The organism is [Bacillus] enclensis (assembly GCF_001456935.1).
Lineage (GTDB): Bacteria > Bacillota > Bacilli > Bacillales > Bacillaceae_B > Rossellomorea > Rossellomorea enclensis.
In genome coordinates this window covers 1,003,885-1,021,198 of sequence record NZ_KQ758482.1, presented here as the reverse complement: position 1 = coordinate 1,021,198, position 17,314 = coordinate 1,003,885, and the positions used below count along the sequence as shown (strand labels likewise).

The window sequence follows — 17,314 nt, the reverse complement described above, 5'->3', positions numbered from 1 at the left end:
CACCTCCTTCCTGTCTTATTTTACTTAATTCGACAAATGTAAAACATTCCCTTTTTATTTATCAAAAAAGAAATGAATATAAATAACTGGGTTCTATCATTATCACTAGCCACCTGGTTTTAACTACCTTACACACCAAAGACGCCAAAAGTGCGGTTTACAGGCTGATGGAACTGGGGGTGCACTGGCATGATATACAGCAGACTTTGATAGGGGTATCCGCTCAAAGACTATTGAAACTCAAATGTTCAGTGTGTGAGACTGATTGCAATACGGATTGTAAAGGCAAAGGTCCGGTGAAAAGGGCCTCGGTCTATGAAATTGTGACGGGCAGTGCACTTAAGGAAGTGATTAAAGAAGCGAGGGGAGAAGATGCATATTATCAGTATCCTACTCTTCGTACACTGATCAACAAGGGGGTGGCATTGGGATTTGTTCCGGATTCTGAGTTCCGCAAATGGATACATGAAGAAAATGGATGACCAAGGGAAGTTCCTGAAGAGGACGGGTGATCTACTGGAAAAGGGATATACATTTTCAGAAGCGATTGATTTTCTTCTTGTGCCGGGGCGGAACGGTTCAGATAAATTAAAAAAGAGGATCACCAACTCTCTCCAAAAAGGAGAGCCACTCTCATCGATATTCGACCGTCAGTTCAACATGCCAAAGCAGGTATCCGCTCAGATTTATTTTGCAGAACATCATGGCGAGATGGGTGCCACGCTTAAGGAAGCAGGGGATTATCTCCTGAAAATGAGTGAGGGCAGACAAAAACTAGTGAAGGTCCTTCAATATCCTCTTTTTCTCGTAATGATCGCCATCATGCTCATGGTACTCCTCCGCAGGATTTTGTTCCCGCGCTTCCAATCGTTATACCATTCATTAGGTTATGATCAATCAGATAATTATAGTTACCTCTTTTGGTTCATCGAAAGTTTCCCCTCATATTTTTTGGGGTTCATCCTGATTGTGGCAACGATCATCCCCTTCATTTATTTATTCAGAAATAAGTTATTCCAGGTAAGCCATATCACTTTCTTGATAAGATTCCCGCTGTTGTCTTTTTTCATCAAGCATGGGCAGACACATTTCTTTGCGAGGGAACTCAGCTTTCTGCTGAAAAATGGTGTGTCGATCACTGAATCTCTTAAAATCATTGAGAGGCAGACATATCGACCCGTCCTGCAATACATTTCAAAAAAACTGCTGGACGGTTTGAAAGAAGGCCGGCCGCTGTACGACTGCACCTCTAAGATTTCCTTTTTCCAGGAAGAGTTATCTTATGTTGTTTCCCACGGTCAAAAAAACGGGAGGCTTGCAGATGAATTGAAAATGTACAGTGAAATTTGTATTGCGGAACTTGAAGAGAAGGGAAACAAGATACTCAAGTACATCCAGCCGGCGATCTTCACTTTCGTCGGATTGTTCATCATGGCCATTTATTTTTCCATCATGATGCCGCTGTTTCAAATGATGCAGGGCATTTAATTTAATCAAGAAGGAGGATCACTATGTTAAAGAATGAAAAGGGTTTTACCATGATTGAAATGATGATCGTGTTATTGGTCATTTCTGTCCTGTTATTCGTAACGATCCCGAATGTCACGAGTCAGAGCAGTAAGATCAATTCGAAAGGATGTGAAGCGTTCATCAATATGGTGGAAGGGCAGGTGGAAGCATATAAGATGGATAACGGCAATGCGATACCGGTCACGATGGCACTTCTGGTAGATAAGAAATATATTAATGAAAATCATCAAACATGCCCCGATGGACAATCACTGACGATTGATGCGGAGGGAAATGTAGACACAGTTGCGGCAGAGTAAAAAGGGTGCGTATCAAGGAGGTTATACATTCATCGAGATGCTCATTGTGCTATTGATTTTAACGGTCCTTTTATCGTTTGCTGCATTTTCAGCTGCGCCATTGAAAGAGCATACGGAAAAGAATTTTTTTATCTCCCAGCTGCAATCGGACTTGTATCTCATTCAAAGTCAAAGTTATTTTTCGCAATCCTCCACGACCCTGTTGTTTTATCCTTATGCAAATAAATATGTTGCTAAAGACTACTTTGGGAATACGCTGGTCTCCCGCTCTCTTCCGGCCGGCGTCACAATATCAGAGAACAATAAATTGAATGAAATCATTTACAACCCATCAGGCAACACCAACCGGTTCGGTCCGGTTTATTTCAATGCTGGGGAGACCACGATAAAACTATCATTCCAAATCGGACAAGGAAGATTTTATGTACAGGAATTCTAAAGGTTTTTCACTTCCCGAAAGCCTGGTCGCTTTTAGCTGTTTCATGATGATGCTCGCATTTTCCCTTCCTCTAAGCATCAGGATGATTACCACACTTGAAGAAAAACAGCATAGGGTAGAGGCAATGAAGTTCCTTCTTGAAGGGATTGAGCATGCAGTTGTGACGGATGACTATAAAAATAGTACGAGGATGTATAAGGGAGTGCTTTACACCCTGAATTGGAAAGGGAATGACCTCACCAGTCCTTGTGTAGCCTTCGAAAAGGAGGGAGTCACCGATGAAATATGTGCTTCTGAATAATAAGGGGTTCACTCTGCTCGATGCCCTGCTGTCCTTTATGATCTTTTTGGTCATATCGCTCAGCTTTCCACTTGTCATAAAAGGACTTCAGATCATCCAAAAAGAAAGCCTCCCTCCTAGGTATTATGAATGGAATCTGTTCAGCGAGAGCCTGAGAACGGAAATGTGGGGAGGGAGTAATATTCTGTATTCCCCGGAAGAAATCTCGTTTGAAAGCGATGGGGGAACCATTACGTATGAGCGGTATCAAGATTCAGTAAGGAGAAGGGTTGGCGGACTCGGGCATGAGGTCGTGCTTCAAGAAATCGATTCGTTTGTTATTACAGAAGTCCAGCAAGGAATTAAGATCTCTGTAGTGTTTAAAGAGGGAGAGAATGTTGAAAGTGAATATTATCATTACAAGTAAATTCAACCGGAAGTACCTTAATGAGGGAGGTTTTCTGCTTCCCTATTCAATGCTGTTGTTCATGATCGTCATAACGGCGGCTGTATTGTCGACAAGCCTTTTTCTCAGTAAATACCGCTATTTGGTCAATATGGGAGAAGTGTATGAAAGAAAGGTGAGCATTGCCCATGGTGCGCTCCTCGGAATGAAAGATCCTGTGCCCGCTTCAGTCATACATGAGGGGGACTTTGGTGAAACAGAAGTAGTGAATTCCCTCCTGAATGAACACGAGGTGCTGATGGAAATAACCTATCAAACAGATGAGAAGGTTTTTAAGCCGGTCTCTGTTGTGTATAATAGGGAAACAAAACAAATCATAGATTGGAAGTAATGTGCATGCCGATTTTTTTAATAGGTTTCATGGGAGTGGGGAAGACAACTGTCGGTAAGGAAATAGGGTTGCTTCAGAATCTCCCCGTAATTGATATGGATCACTTCATAGAAGAGAAGGAAGGCCGTCCGATAAAGGAAATCTTCCGGGAAGATGGTGAAGGCTTTTTCCGTACAATCGAAACACAAGCTTTGATGGAAGTGAAAAAGAAGGAAGCAGTCATCACCACAGGTGGAGGGATCATCGAACGAAAAGAGAATAGGGACATACTAAGTGAAAGCGGGAAGGTATTCCACCTTTATTGTTCATTTGAAGAGTTATGGGAGCGGCTGGAGGGAGACTGTGAACGACCGCTCGTCCTGAAAAATTCCAGGGACCAATTGCGAAATCTTTACGACCGCCGGCTGCCCCTTTATAGAAATGCCAGTAGTTCAGAAATCGATACCACCGGTAAATCGATTGAAGAGACACTGAATGAATTGAAGCGCCACATCGAATCATGATTAAATTCTGATGGTGCGGATATACTGATAGAAGCGGAAGGTGGTGCGTTTATGTCAGTAAATGATTACGTAAAGTTCATAACCCAGACATTTGTTCAGCATTACGAAAAATCCCCACATGAACGAAAAACTCTGAAACACCAGAGGAAGAATGAGCGTCCCCCTTTTTTATTCAGATGGTTCGGGGTCTTGCCATATGCCTTCCTGGTGCTGTTTAAAAAGAATAAAAAATAGGACCGCCTCTGTAAATGACAGGGCGGTTTTTCTATGCTCAATGGGTGTTCTGTAAATAGAATATTCCTCCATTGATGATATCAATTGTAATATTGGGTTCATATTGTTCTTTTAACGCCTGCTTTTCGAGGTGGTACGATTCCGGTTTTTCCTCGTGATTACCGTAAAAATGACTTAGGAGATCCAGATCTTCTTCCCATCTTTTCCTTGCTTCGTCTGCCCAGGAGAAGGATTCCTGTTCGATTCCGTTCAGCAGATAACCTTGAATTCGATTTATCCCGCTCTGCGGTTTAATGATCGGAGTCAAAGTAAAAGAAAAGTCGGGAATCTTAGGGGTCAATCTTCTCGATAACAGGTGATTGTGAAAGTCCTCCTGTATGTGGCCGTTGATCAAATTAAGACCAATGCTTTCAATCCTGTCCTTTTTCAAATTTGTCACATGAGAAATTTTGATATTCAAACCAAGCCATGGATGGAGAGGCACCTGCTGGCCGTTGAAATTCATTCTTTCTTCATAAAGACGGATATATCCTGCAAGATTTCTTGTCGAACGGAATATCTGGTGTAATCGCGGGGAGCCGAAATGGATGAGTTCCCCTTTGAAATCTTCCGGTGCTTTTTCCCCGTCCGTCACCAGAGACAAGGTCATCGGATTTGGGGTCCCGCCTGTCTTCTCCAGATAATGCCAGTAAAATGGACGGTTCATCAATTCTTTATCAAGATCGATCGTCAATTGGACGGTCATATAGCCTTCCCCATTTGCAACCAGCTCGCAGCCGTTTGCTGTAAAATAGCGTTCAAGAAATTGATGTATTTCGCGCTGCTGCATTGGCTTTTTCCTCCTTTAATTCTTCTGCGAACTGAATCATACTGGTCAGGTTTTCCATTTTGATCTTGAGCTCTCCCTCGGTTCGCGAGGAAGAGAGGATATCCGTGACGTGCTCTTCAAAATCTGAAAAATCAAGCCTCGTCAAAATCTCATCGAGCTGGCCGATCACCCTCTCGAACAGGTTGATTTTTTCATACAGCAGCTTTAGGATATGTTCTTCCACCGTATCCCTGGTGGCAAAGTTGTATATATGCACATCCTCGGTCTGGCCGAGACGGTGTACGCGTCCAATCCGCTGTTCAAGGCGCATGGGATTCCAAGGCAGGTCGAAATTGATGACATGGTGGCAGAACTGGAGGTTGATTCCTTCGCCGCCAGCTTCAGTTGCAATGAGTACCTGGGCGTGGTTTTGGAACAGCTGACGCATCCAGTCCTTCTTTCCGCCTTTGAAACCGCCCCTGAACGGTACAGAAGAGATCCCGTGCTGCTTCAGAAACCATTGCAGGTACAGCTGTGTCGCCCTGTATTCAGTGAAGATAATGACCTTGTCGTTTATCTGCTGGATCAGTTCCAGCGCTTTCTGGGCTTTTGAATTCACGGTCACGTTTTCCACTTTTTTCATGAGTGTGCCAATCGTATTCTCGAATGCGGCAGTAGGATTTTCTTTTTTCTCGATCATGTTTTTCAGCGTGTAAAAAACGGATTCCCTGCTGCTGCACGCTTCCCTTTGCAATGTGAGGAGTGAAAATGAACTGGCCGCGGCCCAGTCTTCCTGGCTCCCTTTCAATAAGTTGATACTGTCGTACAGGTCTCGTTCCGGCTGATTGAAATCAATGAGTATCGTTTTGACGTGGCGCTTCGTCCATTCAATTCCTGTATCACTCCTCCTGTTCCGGATCATGACTTTATTGATGAGCTGATTCAAGGAGTCATCATCATGGACAGTCCGGTCTCCTTTTTTGTAACGGTCGGTGAATCCGGATTCATTCCCAAGGTGCCCAGGTTTTAACAGTGAAACAAGATGGAAGATTTCTTCTACTTTATTTTGTATCGGTGTGGCTGTAAGAAGTAAGCAAAACTTTTTCTTGAGATTCTGGACAAATTCATAGTTTTTGGTTTTATGATTTTTCAGTTTGTGAGCTTCATCAATGATGACAAGGTCATAGTCCTGTTCATAAACTTTCTCGCGATGCGGGCTCCTTTTTGCGGTATCCATGGAGGAAACCACGATATCGCACTGATCCCAGACATAGCTTTTGCGCTGCGCGACGGCAGGGATGAAGAACTTGCTGTTCAGTTCATATGCCCATTGGGACACCAGTGATGCAGGGACGAGTATCAAAACCTTTTTTACGAGTCCGCGAATCATATATTCTTTTAATATCAGACCAGCTTCAATCGTTTTCCCGAGGCCCACCTCATCGGCAAGGATGGCTTTTCCGTTCATTGTTTCCACTACCTGTCTGGCAGCTTCGAGCTGATGGGGGAGCGGAGTCACATTAGCCAAATGTTTTGGTGCCTGAAGGCCCTCAAAGTTCGGGATTGCCAGATGCTGCTCACATTCTATTGCAAGCTTGTAGAGCTCCCAGCTCCCCCAGGGGCCGTCATTATTTATTAACGTATCGAGACCATCGCCCCACTCCTCATTAAATACAACGTCAACATTCATGTGAAAAACATCTCCTTATTTGATAGAAAAATGATTGCCCGGAACTTATGTTTAATGGTAGGATGAGAGTAGATTACCTAATGTTTTGAAAACTATAATAATCCGAACATTCACATCAATAACATTTCTACTGTTTATACTTCTAGTATGACCAAATGTTGCAAGGAATATTGGCGAATGATAGCAAGGGGAGAGACTGTACCATACAGCGCCGAAGGAGCAAACATCAATGTGTGAATCTCTCAGGCAAAAAGACTCTTGCTGGACGCAGCTCTGGAGAGTGTTTCCATTTGGAAGCCACCAAAGGGGAAAGCCGTTTTACCGGTAAACTTTCAGGTGAAAGGACAGAGAAACTCTTTTGAAAAAAGGGGTTTTTCTGTCTTTTTTCATGCGCGGATATTTGGCAGCAGGAAGCGTACAGAAGGAAAAGTTTGATGATATTAAGGGGGAAGTCTAATGGCAGATTTGAAAAAAACACCTCTATATGAAGTGTATAAAGAGTATGGGGGAAAGACGATCGACTTCGGAGGCTGGGCATTACCGGTTCAATTCTCAAGTATCAAAGCAGAGCACGAAGCGGTCAGGACCCGTGCAGGGCTCTTTGATGTGTCGCATATGGGAGAAATCGAAGTGAAGGGCGAAGGGGCTCTCGAATACTTACAGAAAATGATGACCAATGATGTATCCAAAGTCAAAGACGGCGGGGCTCAATATACTGCAATGTGCTATGGAGACGGCGGCACCGTTGATGACCTTCTGATTTATAAAATAAAAGATAATGACTATTTATTGGTGGTCAATGCAGCGAACATCGATAAGGATTTTGAATGGCTGAAACAGCATGAAACAGACGGAGTAGAAATCAATAATATCTCCGAGCATATGGCTCAGCTCGCTTTGCAGGGTCCGCTTGCTGAAGGTGTTTTGCAAAGGTTGACAAATGAACATTCTTTGAGCGAGATCGGGTTCTTTAAATTCCAATCCAACGTCAGCATCAATGGACGTCATGCCCTTGTCTCCCGCACAGGATACACAGGAGAAGACGGTTTTGAAATCTACTGTGATGCAGAGGATGCAGCCGCAATCTGGAAAGATATTTTAAAAGAAGGCGAGAAGGACGGGGTGCTTCCATGCGGACTCGGGGCACGCGATACCCTGCGTTTCGAAGCGAATCTAGCACTTTATGGACAGGAACTCTCAAAAGACATCTCCCCTATCGAAGCGGGGATCGGCTTTGCAGTAAAGGTGAACAAGGAGATTCCTTTCAACGGGCAGGACGCTCTGAAAAAACAGAAAGATGAAGGTGCGTCAAGAAAGATTGTCGGTATTGAAATGATCGAACGCGGCATCCCGCGTCACGGCTACAAAGTATTTTCAGGCGAGGAAGAAATCGGCGAAGTGACAACAGGGACACAGTCTCCTACTTTAAAGAAAAATGTCGGCCTTGCCCTGCTGAAAAAAGAGTTCACCTCCATCGATACAGAAATCCAGGTTGAAATCAGAGGAAAGAAAGTTAACGCAAAAGTGGTTCCGACACCATTTTATAAGAGAACTAAATAATAGGGAGGAATGACGGTCATGAAGCATCGTTATTTACCGATGACAGAGCAAGATCAACGGGAAATGTTAAATAGCATTGGAGTAAACAGCATCGACGATTTATTTGAGGATATTCCTGAGAAGGTCCGCTTCAAAGGTGAGTATAATATCAAGCCTGCCAAGTCAGAAACCGGTCTGGTGAAAGAATTGACTAAAATGGCGGCAAAAAATGCAGATTTGAAAAGTCATGCCTCCTTCCTTGGAGCGGGTGTTTATGATCACTATGCGCCGATCATCGTCGATCACGTATTGTCACGTTCAGAATTCTACACCGCGTATACGCCGTATCAGCCTGAAATCTCACAAGGTGAACTGCAGGCCATCTTTGAATTTCAAACGATGATCTGCGAACTGACGGGGATGGATGTAGCGAACTCCTCCATGTACGACGGAGGGACTGCACTGGCCGAGGCCGCCATGTTAAGCGCAGGTCAGACCCGCCGCAAAAAAGTTCTTGTTTCAAGTACGGTTCACCCTGAATCACGGGATGTTCTAAGAACGTATGCGAAGGGCCAATATATCGACGTTGTGGAGATTCCGCATCATAATGGCGTCACAGATACTGAGGAATTGAAAAAGCTTATGAGCAGTGATATTGCAGCTGTCATCGTTCAATACCCTAACTTCTTTGGAAGGGTGGAAGACCTGAAGGCGATTGAAGAAGCCGCGCACAGCGAGAAAGCAATGTTTGTCGTATCTTCCAACCCGCTATCGCTTGGTGCCCTGACACCGCCTGGAAAACTCGGAGCGGACATCGTTGTCGGGGATGCCCAGCCGTTTGGGATCCCGAGTGCGTTTGGCGGACCTCACTGCGGTTATTTTGCAGTAAGTAAAAAATTGATGCGTAAAGTTCCCGGCCGTCTAGTGGGGCAGACGGTCGATGAAGAAGGCCGGAGAGGATTTGTATTGACCCTTCAGGCCCGTGAACAGCATATCCGCCGCGATAAAGCGACATCTAATATCTGTTCAAACCAGGCTTTGAACGCGCTGGCAGCTTCCGTTGCGATGACGGCACTCGGAAAACAGGGTGTTAAAGAGATGGCCCTTCAGAATATCCAAAAAGCTCATTATGCGAAAGAGGAACTCAAGAAAAAAGGATTTGAAATCGCATTCGAAGGTCCTTCTTTCAATGAATTTGTCGTAAAAGTGAATGCCCCTGTGAAAGAAATAAACAAAAAGCTTCTAGAAAAAGAAATCATCGGCGGATATGATCTCGGTCTAGTGGATGAAGAGTTGAAGTATCATATGCTGGTTGCCGTGACTGAACTTCGCAGCAAAGAAGAAATTGATGCATTTGCACAGGAATTGGGGGATTGTCATGAATAACTTACAGGATCAGCCTCTTATCTTTGAATTATCGAAACAAGGCCGTGTCGGCTACAGCCTGCCTGAACTGGATGTACCGGAAGTAGATGTTTCTGAATTGATTCCTTCCGATTATATCCGGACGGAGGAGCCTCATTTACCGGAAGTGTCAGAGCTTGATATCATGCGCCACTATACTGCATTATCCAAACGCAACCATGGTGTTGATTCAGGATTCTACCCGCTCGGATCGTGTACGATGAAATACAACCCGAAGGTGAATGAAAATGTGGCGCGGCTAAATGGCTTTGCACATATCAACCCGCTTCAGGAACCGGAAAGTGTCCAGGGAGCACTTGAATTGATGTATGACCTTCAGGAGCATCTGAAAGAAATCACGGGCATGGACGAAGTGACTCTCCAGCCTGCTGCCGGAGCTCACGGCGAGTGGACGGGTCTAATGATGATCCGTGCTTACCATGAAGCAAACGGTGATACGAAGCGTACAAAAGTCATCGTACCTGACTCCGCCCATGGAACAAACCCTGCAAGTGCTACAGTGGCCGGTTTTGAAACGGTGACAGTGAAATCGGATGAAAATGGCCTTGTGGATCTCGAAGATCTAAAGAGGGTTGTCGGGGAAGATACTGCGGCCCTTATGCTCACAAATCCGAACACGTTGGGATTATTTGAAGAAAACATCCTGGAGATGGCAGCGATCATCCACGAAGCCGGTGGCAAGCTGTATTATGACGGTGCCAATCTGAATGCCGTCCTGTCCAAGGCGAGACCGGGGGATATGGGCTTCGATGTCGTTCACTTGAATCTCCATAAAACCTTTACGGGTCCACACGGAGGCGGAGGTCCCGGAAGCGGCCCGGTCGGTGTAAAAGAAGATTTGATCCGCTACCTCCCGAAGCCGGTTCTGGTGAAGAACGGTGATCATTTCGAATTTGACTATAACCGTCCGGATTCAATCGGCCGCGTGAAACCTTATTATGGAAACTTTGGCATCAACGTACGTGCCTATACGTATATCCGCTCGATGGGACCTGACGGGTTGAAGGCTGTAACCGAGAATGCGGTCCTTAATGCAAACTATATGATGAGAAGACTGGCTCCTCATTTTGATCTTCCATATGACCGTCACTGCAAGCATGAATTCGTCATCAGCGGTAAGCGTCAGAAAAAACTCGGAGTGAGGACACTTGATATCGCGAAAAGGCTGCTCGACTTCGGTTACCATCCGCCAACGATCTACTTCCCGTTGAACGTAGAGGAATGCATGATGATCGAACCGACTGAAACAGAGTCGAAAGAAACACTGGATTCTTTCATCGATGCTATGATCCAGATTGCAAAAGAAGCAGAGGAAACGCCTGAAATCGTCCAGGAAGCACCGCATACAACAGTAGTCAAACGAATGGACGAAACCCTTGCAGCAAGAAAACCGATTCTTCGTTATACTCCTGAAGCGTAAGTCAGGATAGTGGTATCTATAACAAAGAAAGGATTGCCGGTTAAGGCAATCCTTTCTTAATTGTAGGCTCCTTCGGCCAGGAGCTCTGGGTAAACAAACTAAGACCCCCAAAGGCAAAGTACGCCTTTTTGGGGGTCTCGTTTTATGCTTGTCGAGCTCCTGCGGCAGGAGACTCGAGTTTTTTATTTTTTATGCTTAACTTTACCTGTCCACTTTTTAAAGCCGCCTTGCAGGTGGTGAAGATTGCGGTAGCCTTTGCGGTGAAGCATCTGTGCTGCACGGGCACTTCTCATTCCGCTCTGGCAGTACAGGTAAACAGGCTGATCATTGCGGATTTCTTTTTGTCTCATTTTCATCTGTGAAAGAGGGATATTGCGGGCACCAAGAATATGTCCGTTGTTATATTCGTTGTTTTCGCGCACATCGATCAGCTGGGCTTTTCTGTAACCTGCTTTGAACTCTTCCTCTGACAATGTGTTGACCACTCTTTTTTGATTGAAGTACGTAAACAGGGAATACGCAATGATTGCTCCAAGTACGACTAATAGTATAAATAAACCATCCATCTTGCTTTCATGCTCCTTTCTTCCAATGCACTATCTACTATTATATTCATCATCGCCCAGAGAATCAAAAGAAATTTACTATTCACAGCAAAGACTTACCAATCTGTTTTCCTTTGTTTTTGGAAAAGGATTTGGTAGACTAGTAACGGATTAATACATAGGAAAACACATTAAAACCTTTTATCCAAAAATGGCCTGAATACCGGCCTGGTGTAAAAGAATGAAGCTAAAGTAAAAGAGGTATGTCGAATGTCAAAAGAAACGTGGAGATTCATCGATTCAGGCAATTGTTCGCCTTCCTTCAATATGGCGCTCGATGAGGCGCTCCTGGATTGGCATAGTGAAGGGAAAATCCCGCCGACGATCCGTTTTTATGGATGGGATCCGGCGACACTTTCTGTAGGATACTTCCAGAAAGTTGAGAAAGAAATCAATATGGAAGCCGTCAGGGAGCACGGGCTGGGCTTTGTGAGAAGGCCAACGGGAGGAAGGGGAGTCCTTCACGATGAGGAACTCACATACAGTGTCATTGTGTCCGAGGAGCACCCTGAAATGCCGAAGACTGTCACTGAAGCTTACAGGGTTATTTCAGAAGGAATATTAAAGGGATTCCAGGCGCTTGGTCTTGAAGCATACTTTGCGGTCCCGAAGACGGCTGAAGAAAGGGAAGGATTGAAAAACCCCCGTTCTGCGGTTTGCTTCGATGCACCGAGCTGGTACGAACTTGTCGTGGAGGGCCGGAAGGTGGCAGGCAGCGCTCAGACTCGCCAAAAAGGGGTCATCCTCCAGCACGGGTCCATCCTACTTGATCTTGACGAAGATAAACTGTTCAGTCTGTTTAAGTATCCTTCCGACAGGGTAAAAGAGCGTATGCAAAGAGCGTTCAAAAACAAAGCCGTTGCCATGAATGAGATCTCGTCTGAAAGAATCACGATGGATATGGCAAAAGACGCTTTTAAGAAAGGATTCGAAGAGGGACTCGATATCAATCTTGAACCATATGTGCTTTCTGAAGAAGAAACACAATATGTTGAGAATCTGGCAAAAACCCGATATGAATCCGATGAGTGGAATTTTAAACGATGAAAATTTTTTGATAGAAAAAAGCGATGCGTGTCGCTTTTTTCCTGTTTTACCAACTATTTCTGAAAATGAAAGTTTGGCAACTCCCAAATTAATAGATTACCGCCTGAATTAGGAATATTATCTATGGGATTCTGCGTTTTCCTATTATTTTCTGCTTTTTAGTCGTTTGACAAAAAAATAATTTTCTGTCCGCAACACAATATATGGTGTGTCGAAAAATATATTATACACCATATATTGTGTTTATTTATTGATTTTAAAATAAGCATATGATAACGTATTAATTGCAAATAGAAAACAAGCTAAAACAAAATAAAAGAAACATTTATGGTAGAAGGAGCTGTCTATATGACTGTTGCGTCGAAAAAAACGATGAAATTGAACAAGGAAAGATTGAATCAGGATATTGGATTGTTTCCTCAAGTGCATCCTATCACCCCGGATATGAAAACCACTCACAAAGGTGTATCCCGCTTGGTAATGATTGACCGTTATTCTTTCAAAGATACTGAAAAGATCACTCTCTCAGAAGGCGATTTTGTCGTACTGACAATCAAAGAGGATCCTAAGTTCCCTGCAAGGGGCCTTGGGTACATTACAGCCATTGATTGGGAAAACAAAAAAGCGGATGTCTGGATCGAAGAGGAATACAGAAGTGCGATCGATAAACCGCATGAAATTGAAACGGGCGTAGTGACTCGTACACTGGATGTCATTGAGAAACCATTGGAAGTCTACTATGAACAAATTGCAAAGCGAAACGCAACAGGCTTGGCCGAAGTAGAAAAAACCCCTGAAAAGAGACAAGAATGGTTTGAAAAGTTTTATCATGAGCTCGTCAACTTGCATTTCGTACCTGCAGGACGTGTTTTGTACGGAGCGGGTGCAGGGACGGACGTAACTTATTTCAACTGTTACGTGATGCCGTTCGTAGAAGATTCGCGTGAAGGGATCTCCGAGCACCGCAAGCAGGTAATGGAAATCATGAGCCGCGGCGGAGGTGTCGGAACAAATGGATCGACTCTAAGACCGCGCAACACGCTGGCAAAAGGAGTTAATGGTAAATCCTCGGGATCCGTGTCCTGGCTGGATGACATCGCGAAACTGACTCACTTGGTCGAGCAGGGCGGATCAAGACGTGGTAAAGCAGCTTAAGTGCCTCGTCTATAAATAAACCTCGTGAATTGCTGGAAACTCTTTTATGACTTATTGGCTACAACGTGACTGGAAACGGTGAGCGTGAATGCTTAAAAACAATAAGTGGATAAAGACAATCAGCAGCCAAGCTCCTAATTAGGAGAAGGTTCAACGACCATCGAAACCACGTGTAAAAGCGGAAGGGAGTAGAGTAGGGGCCAAGCGGTTCCGAAGTGCGAGGACATTCAACATTTGAATGTAAGATATGGTCTGAACTCTATGGTGACATAGAGAACTGGTGTAGCGAACTAGTGAAACGAATTGGCTCAAATGATCATGCTTTCAGATTGGCATCCTGACATCATTGAATTCATCATCTCTAAAATGCAGAATCCGCGCATCCTGCGCTATCTGCTTGAAAATACAGAAGATGAGAATATCAAGAAGGCAGCAGAAGATAAATTGAAATTCACTCCTCTGACAGAGCAGGAAGAGGCGATGTATCAGGGAATCATCAACTATAAACAGATTCCGGGCTACGGCGGATTCGACGAGAAGATCATCAAGAATGCCGAGGAAAAGCTCCGGACGGGCGGTACATACAGTGTACACAACCCGGAATTCCTGACAGGCGCCAACATCTCTGTCTGCCTGACAAGCGATTTCATGGATGCGGTCGAAAAAGACGAAGAATATGAACTGCGCTTCCCTGATGTAGAGAGTTATGATGCCGACCAGATGAAGTATTATAACGAAAATTGGCATGAAGTCGGAGATGTCCGAGAATGGGAAAAGCTTGGCTACAAGGTAAGGACATACAAAAAAATCAAGGCGAAAGAACTTTGGAACCTGGTTAATGTTTGTGCAACATACTCTGCAGAACCGGGAATCTTCTTTATTGATAATGCGAACGATATGACCAACGCAAAAGCATACGGTCAGAAAGTTGTTGCAACAAACCCATGTGGGGAACAACCCCTCGCACCATTTTCAGTCTGCAACCTGGCAGCCGTCAATTTGGCCCGTTTCGCAGACAAGGATACAAAGAAAGTGGATTTTGAAAAATTGAAGCAAACCGTTGAAGTCGGCGTGCGTATGCAGGATAACGTCATCGATGCAACGCCTTACTTCCTGGAAGAAAATAAGAAACAGGCACTCGGTGAACGCCGCGTCGGCCTTGGCGTCATGGGTCTTGCAGACCTTCTGATCTATTGTGAAAAAGAGTATGGATCTGAAGCAGGAAACAAGCTTGTGGATGAAGTGTTCGAGGTCATCGCGACCACGGCTTACCGTGCTTCCGTGGAACTTTCCAAGGAAAAAGGAAGCTTCCCGTTCCTTACAGGGGAAACAGAAGAAGAGACTGAAAGGCTGAGAAAAGCCTTCATCAATACTGGGTTCATGCAAAAGATGCCTGAAGATGTACGAGGAAACATCCTTGAGCACGGTATCCGAAACTCCCATTTATTGACGGTTGCCCCTACAGGATCAACCGGAACGATGGTCGGGGTATCGACCGGGCTTGAACCGTACTTCTCCTTCACGTATTACAGAAGCGGGCGCCTAGGTAAATTCATTGAAGTGAAAGCGGATATCGTGGAGGATTACCTGAAACGCAATCCTGAAGCGGATGCAAATGACCTCCCTGAATGGTTCATTTCTTCGATGAATCTCGCACCGGAAGCGCATGCCGATGTTCAGTGCGTCATTCAGAACTGGATCGACAGCTCCATTTCCAAAACGGTAAATGCACCAAGAGGATATACAGTGGAAGAAGTACAGAAAGTGTATGAAAGACTGTACAAAGGCGGTGCGAAAGGCGGTACTGTTTACGTTGACGGAAGCCGTGACTCGCAGGTCCTAACGCTGAAAGCAGAAGAGAACAGCTTTGACGAAGAAGAAGTCCAAGAAGAAGTGAAAACCCAAAGCAAACCGATTGTACTTCTGGACACGATTCAGGATGTGCGCTCGACTGACGTGACGATCGGCTCTGAAGTCGGAAATACTTGTCCGGTATGCCGGAAAGGTACCGTCAAGGACATGGGCGGCTGCAATACCTGTACCAATTGCGGTGCACAGTTGAAATGCGGTCTGTAAGAATATGTTCGAACTGGAGAGGGGATTTTCCCTCTCCTTTTTTATGTGTATGACCGATTCCCCAGGAGCATTAAAGGTTCTAAATGGCGCATTCCTCACTTAAAAATATACTATATACAGCTTTGAAGGAGGGGCGCCTTTGGAAATAGATGGAGTGTTTTCCGGCGGAGGGGTTAAAGGGCTCGCCTTGATAGGTGCCTGCCAGGCAATCGAAGAAAGAGGGTTACAGTTAAAGAGAGTGGCGGGAACAAGTGCAGGCGCGATCATTGCTGCATTTATTGCGGCAGGATATAAGAGCACAGAGATGAAAAATATAATGGAAGAGATGGATATCAAGAAATTATTGGACTCAAATGCACTCATCTCCCTGCCTTTTATCAAGTGGTTCAGGATCTATTACCGGCTGGGATTATATAAAGGAGCGGCTCTTGAAAACTGGATCGAGCAAAAGCTTAAAGCAAGGGGGATTTATACATTTGCAGACCTTCCGGAAAAATCGCTCAGGGTCATTGCTTCCGATTTATCGAATGGGAGGCTTCTTGTATTGCCGGATGATCTTGAGAAATACGGCATTGCCCCGCAGACATTTCCGGTTGCAAGGGCAGTCAGGATGAGCGCAAGTCTGCCGTACTTTTTTGAACCTGTAAAGCTCCGGTCGCTCGAGGGCACCAGTCTATTTGTGGACGGTGGGGTGCTCAGTAATTTTCCAATGTGGCTGTTTGACAGGGAGAATATTAAAAAGACCCGCCCTGTCATAGGGGTGAAGCTGAGTCATAATTACCTCCAGCGTCCAAAGAAAAAAATCAATAATGCAATTGACCTCTACAGTGCTCTGTTTCAGACGATGAAAGATGCGCATGATTCAAGATATATTTCCAGGAAGCATGAGAAAAATGTTATTTTTATCCCGACAGAGGGCGTGCAGACCACGGAATTTGAGTTATCCAATGAAGGAAAGAGTGAATTATTTGAAACGGGAAAGTACAAAGGAGAGCTTTTCCTGAAACAATGGACCTTTTGAAAAAAAACAATCGGGCATCGATTTTAAAAAGATGCCCGATTGTTTTTTTTATTCTTTTTTCCTTCAATGACCGTTAAGTTCGCACTGGATTTTTTTCGGTGGGAACGTTTTTTTGAAAGCTGGGAAACAGTCGGTCTATGGGACTTTGCGGTAGTCGATTTTTTCTTTAATCTCTTTTTTGATTGTTTGGCTGCTTTAAGAAACGCTCTTTGTTCGCTGCTGCCTGCGCTGCTTCTCTTGCTGAACCATTTCCGGTAAATAAAGAAAATGATTCCGATGACGGCGGCCGTGACCAGAATGTTACGCAGAAGTCCAAGGGGATTTTCGATCAGCCAGGATCCCAATCCTAAAATCGCTAAAAATAATAAGGTGAAAACCAGGATATTCCGAGCGTTCAACAAAGCCACCTCCTTATGATTCAATGATTCTTAATCCTTTATATTAGT

General features: G+C 44.6%; 18 protein-coding genes, 2 pseudogenes and 2 riboswitches. Of the genes and pseudogenes, 16 read left to right on the top strand and 4 right to left on the bottom strand.

The window, feature by feature from the left end; all coding sequences use genetic code 11:
• The first annotated feature begins 86 nt into the window (after positions 1 to 86).
• The 9 genes from AS034_RS22665 to AS034_RS05080 are packed head-to-tail and all read left to right on the top strand — an operon-like array spanning position 87 to position 4,082.
• Positions 87 to 482 carry an ATPase, T2SS/T4P/T4SS family gene (locus AS034_RS22665; protein ID WP_141687663.1) on the top strand — a complete coding sequence of 132 codons (396 nt, stop codon included), beginning with the start codon at positions 87 to 89 and terminating at the stop codon, positions 480 to 482.
• The gene (gene comGB / locus AS034_RS05115) at positions 433 to 1,488 is read left to right on the top strand and encodes a competence type IV pilus assembly protein ComGB (protein ID WP_032087726.1); all 1,056 of its coding nucleotides are present in this window, start codon (positions 433 to 435) and stop codon (positions 1,486 to 1,488) included. The genes AS034_RS22665 and comGB overlap by 50 nt, the downstream gene beginning before the upstream one ends.
• Positions 1,489 to 1,511: 23 nt before the next feature.
• Entirely contained in the window at positions 1,512 to 1,829 is a 318-nt protein-coding gene (comGC, locus tag AS034_RS05110) for a competence type IV pilus major pilin ComGC (RefSeq protein WP_032087727.1), read from the top strand.
• Positions 1,816 to 2,268, top strand: coding sequence for a competence type IV pilus minor pilin ComGD (comGD, locus tag AS034_RS05105; protein WP_141687662.1), 453 nt, complete (start codon positions 1,816 to 1,818; stop codon positions 2,266 to 2,268). Before comGC ends, comGD begins: the two co-directional genes overlap by 14 nt.
• A complete protein-coding gene (locus AS034_RS05100; RefSeq protein WP_058297734.1) occupies positions 2,252 to 2,569 on the top strand; it encodes a hypothetical protein in 318 nt (105 codons plus the stop codon). The genes comGD and AS034_RS05100 overlap by 17 nt, the downstream gene beginning before the upstream one ends.
• Positions 2,547 to 2,975, top strand: a complete 429-nt coding sequence (comGF, locus tag AS034_RS05095) for a competence type IV pilus minor pilin ComGF (RefSeq protein WP_052011526.1) — start codon at positions 2,547 to 2,549, stop codon at positions 2,973 to 2,975. The genes AS034_RS05100 and comGF overlap by 23 nt, the downstream gene beginning before the upstream one ends.
• Complete coding sequence (locus AS034_RS05090) at positions 2,944 to 3,345, top strand: hypothetical protein (RefSeq protein WP_058297733.1); 402 nt, start codon at positions 2,944 to 2,946, stop codon at positions 3,343 to 3,345. The genes comGF and AS034_RS05090 overlap by 32 nt, the downstream gene beginning before the upstream one ends.
• A gap of 5 nt (positions 3,346 to 3,350) precedes the next feature.
• Positions 3,351 to 3,848: a shikimate kinase gene (locus AS034_RS05085; RefSeq protein ID WP_244888125.1), complete on the top strand. Its 498-nt coding sequence runs from the start codon at positions 3,351 to 3,353 to the stop codon at positions 3,846 to 3,848.
• A 51-nt stretch (positions 3,849 to 3,899) separates the two neighbouring features.
• A complete protein-coding gene (locus AS034_RS05080; protein WP_032087732.1) occupies positions 3,900 to 4,082 on the top strand; it encodes a YqzE family protein in 183 nt (60 codons plus the stop codon).
• A gap of 37 nt (positions 4,083 to 4,119) precedes the next feature.
• Here the strand turns inward: AS034_RS05080 and AS034_RS05075 are convergent, their stop codons facing one another.
• Positions 4,120 to 4,911, bottom strand: coding sequence for a YqhG family protein (locus AS034_RS05075; RefSeq protein ID WP_058297731.1), 792 nt, complete (start codon positions 4,909 to 4,911; stop codon positions 4,120 to 4,122).
• A complete protein-coding gene (locus AS034_RS05070; RefSeq protein ID WP_032087734.1) occupies positions 4,880 to 6,580 on the bottom strand; it encodes a DEAD/DEAH box helicase in 1,701 nt (566 codons plus the stop codon). The genes AS034_RS05075 and AS034_RS05070 overlap by 32 nt, the downstream gene beginning before the upstream one ends.
• Positions 6,581 to 6,757: 177 nt before the next feature.
• Positions 6,758 to 6,848, top strand: a riboswitch (glycine riboswitch).
• A gap of 3 nt (positions 6,849 to 6,851) precedes the next feature.
• Positions 6,852 to 6,930: riboswitch (glycine riboswitch) on the top strand.
• A 106-nt stretch (positions 6,931 to 7,036) separates the two neighbouring features.
• Between AS034_RS05070 and gcvT the strand changes: the two genes are divergently transcribed.
• The 3 genes from gcvT to gcvPB are packed head-to-tail and all read left to right on the top strand — an operon-like array spanning position 7,037 to position 10,964.
• Positions 7,037 to 8,140: a glycine cleavage system aminomethyltransferase GcvT gene (gcvT, locus tag AS034_RS05065; protein WP_058297730.1), complete on the top strand. Its 1,104-nt coding sequence runs from the start codon at positions 7,037 to 7,039 to the stop codon at positions 8,138 to 8,140.
• An 18-nt stretch (positions 8,141 to 8,158) separates the two neighbouring features.
• A complete protein-coding gene (gcvPA, locus tag AS034_RS05060; RefSeq protein ID WP_032087736.1) occupies positions 8,159 to 9,505 on the top strand; it encodes an aminomethyl-transferring glycine dehydrogenase subunit GcvPA in 1,347 nt (448 codons plus the stop codon).
• The gene (gene gcvPB, locus AS034_RS05055; protein ID WP_058297729.1) at positions 9,498 to 10,964 is read left to right on the top strand and encodes an aminomethyl-transferring glycine dehydrogenase subunit GcvPB; all 1,467 of its coding nucleotides are present in this window, start codon (positions 9,498 to 9,500) and stop codon (positions 10,962 to 10,964) included. The genes gcvPA and gcvPB overlap by 8 nt, the downstream gene beginning before the upstream one ends.
• Positions 10,965 to 11,146: 182 nt before the next feature.
• Here gcvPB and AS034_RS05050 read toward each other — a convergent pair whose 3' ends face one another.
• A complete protein-coding gene (locus AS034_RS05050) occupies positions 11,147 to 11,530 on the bottom strand; it encodes a rhodanese-like domain-containing protein (protein ID WP_058297728.1) in 384 nt (127 codons plus the stop codon).
• Between the two features lie 249 nt (positions 11,531 to 11,779).
• Here AS034_RS05050 and AS034_RS05045 point away from each other — a divergent pair, with 249 nt between their 5' ends.
• The 4 genes and pseudogenes from AS034_RS05045 to AS034_RS05030 all read left to right on the top strand — a co-directional run bounded on the left by AS034_RS05045 (position 11,780) and on the right by AS034_RS05030 (position 16,868).
• Positions 11,780 to 12,616, top strand: a complete 837-nt coding sequence (locus tag AS034_RS05045) for a lipoate--protein ligase family protein (protein ID WP_058297727.1) — start codon at positions 11,780 to 11,782, stop codon at positions 12,614 to 12,616.
• A gap of 348 nt (positions 12,617 to 12,964) precedes the next feature.
• Positions 12,965 to 13,759 (top strand): annotated as a pseudogene (locus AS034_RS05040) (ribonucleotide reductase N-terminal alpha domain-containing protein); the annotation flags it as partial.
• A gap of 318 nt (positions 13,760 to 14,077) precedes the next feature.
• Positions 14,078 to 15,847, top strand: a pseudogene (locus AS034_RS05035) (vitamin B12-dependent ribonucleotide reductase); the annotation flags it as partial.
• Between the two features lie 139 nt (positions 15,848 to 15,986).
• Entirely contained in the window at positions 15,987 to 16,868 is an 882-nt protein-coding gene (locus tag AS034_RS05030; protein WP_058297726.1) for a patatin-like phospholipase family protein, read from the top strand.
• A gap of 23 nt (positions 16,869 to 16,891) precedes the next feature.
• On the opposite strand, the gene AS034_RS05025 is transcribed toward AS034_RS05030, so the two are convergent.
• A complete protein-coding gene (locus AS034_RS05025) occupies positions 16,892 to 17,275 on the bottom strand; it encodes an SA1362 family protein (protein WP_231938018.1) in 384 nt (127 codons plus the stop codon).
• Positions 17,276 to 17,314: the final 39 nt, after the last annotated feature.

Excerpts from the sequence above, each read along its gene's own strand:
- gcvT (WP_058297730.1), top strand. The coding sequence starts at position 7,037 with ATGGCAGATTTGAAAAAAACACCTCTATATGAAGTGTATAAAGAGTAT.
- AS034_RS05070 (WP_032087734.1), bottom strand. The coding sequence starts at position 6,580 with ATGAATGTTGACGTTGTATTTAATGAGGAGTGGGGCGATGGTCTCGAT.
- AS034_RS05090 (WP_058297733.1), top strand. The coding sequence starts at position 2,944 with ATGTTGAAAGTGAATATTATCATTACAAGTAAATTCAACCGGAAGTAC.
- AS034_RS05050 (WP_058297728.1), bottom strand. The coding sequence starts at position 11,530 with ATGGATGGTTTATTTATACTATTAGTCGTACTTGGAGCAATCATTGCG.
- AS034_RS05045 (WP_058297727.1), top strand. The coding sequence starts at position 11,780 with ATGTCAAAAGAAACGTGGAGATTCATCGATTCAGGCAATTGTTCGCCT.
- gcvPB (WP_058297729.1), top strand. The coding sequence starts at position 9,498 with ATGAATAACTTACAGGATCAGCCTCTTATCTTTGAATTATCGAAACAA.
- comGC (WP_032087727.1), top strand. The coding sequence starts at position 1,512 with ATGTTAAAGAATGAAAAGGGTTTTACCATGATTGAAATGATGATCGTG.
- AS034_RS05080 (WP_032087732.1), top strand. The coding sequence starts at position 3,900 with ATGTCAGTAAATGATTACGTAAAGTTCATAACCCAGACATTTGTTCAG.
- AS034_RS05085 (WP_244888125.1), top strand. The coding sequence starts at position 3,351 with ATGCCGATTTTTTTAATAGGTTTCATGGGAGTGGGGAAGACAACTGTC.
- AS034_RS05075 (WP_058297731.1), bottom strand. The coding sequence starts at position 4,911 with ATGCAGCAGCGCGAAATACATCAATTTCTTGAACGCTATTTTACAGCA.
- AS034_RS05100 (WP_058297734.1), top strand. The coding sequence starts at position 2,252 with ATGTACAGGAATTCTAAAGGTTTTTCACTTCCCGAAAGCCTGGTCGCT.
- gcvPA (WP_032087736.1), top strand. The coding sequence starts at position 8,159 with ATGAAGCATCGTTATTTACCGATGACAGAGCAAGATCAACGGGAAATG.
- comGF (WP_052011526.1), top strand. The coding sequence starts at position 2,547 with ATGAAATATGTGCTTCTGAATAATAAGGGGTTCACTCTGCTCGATGCC.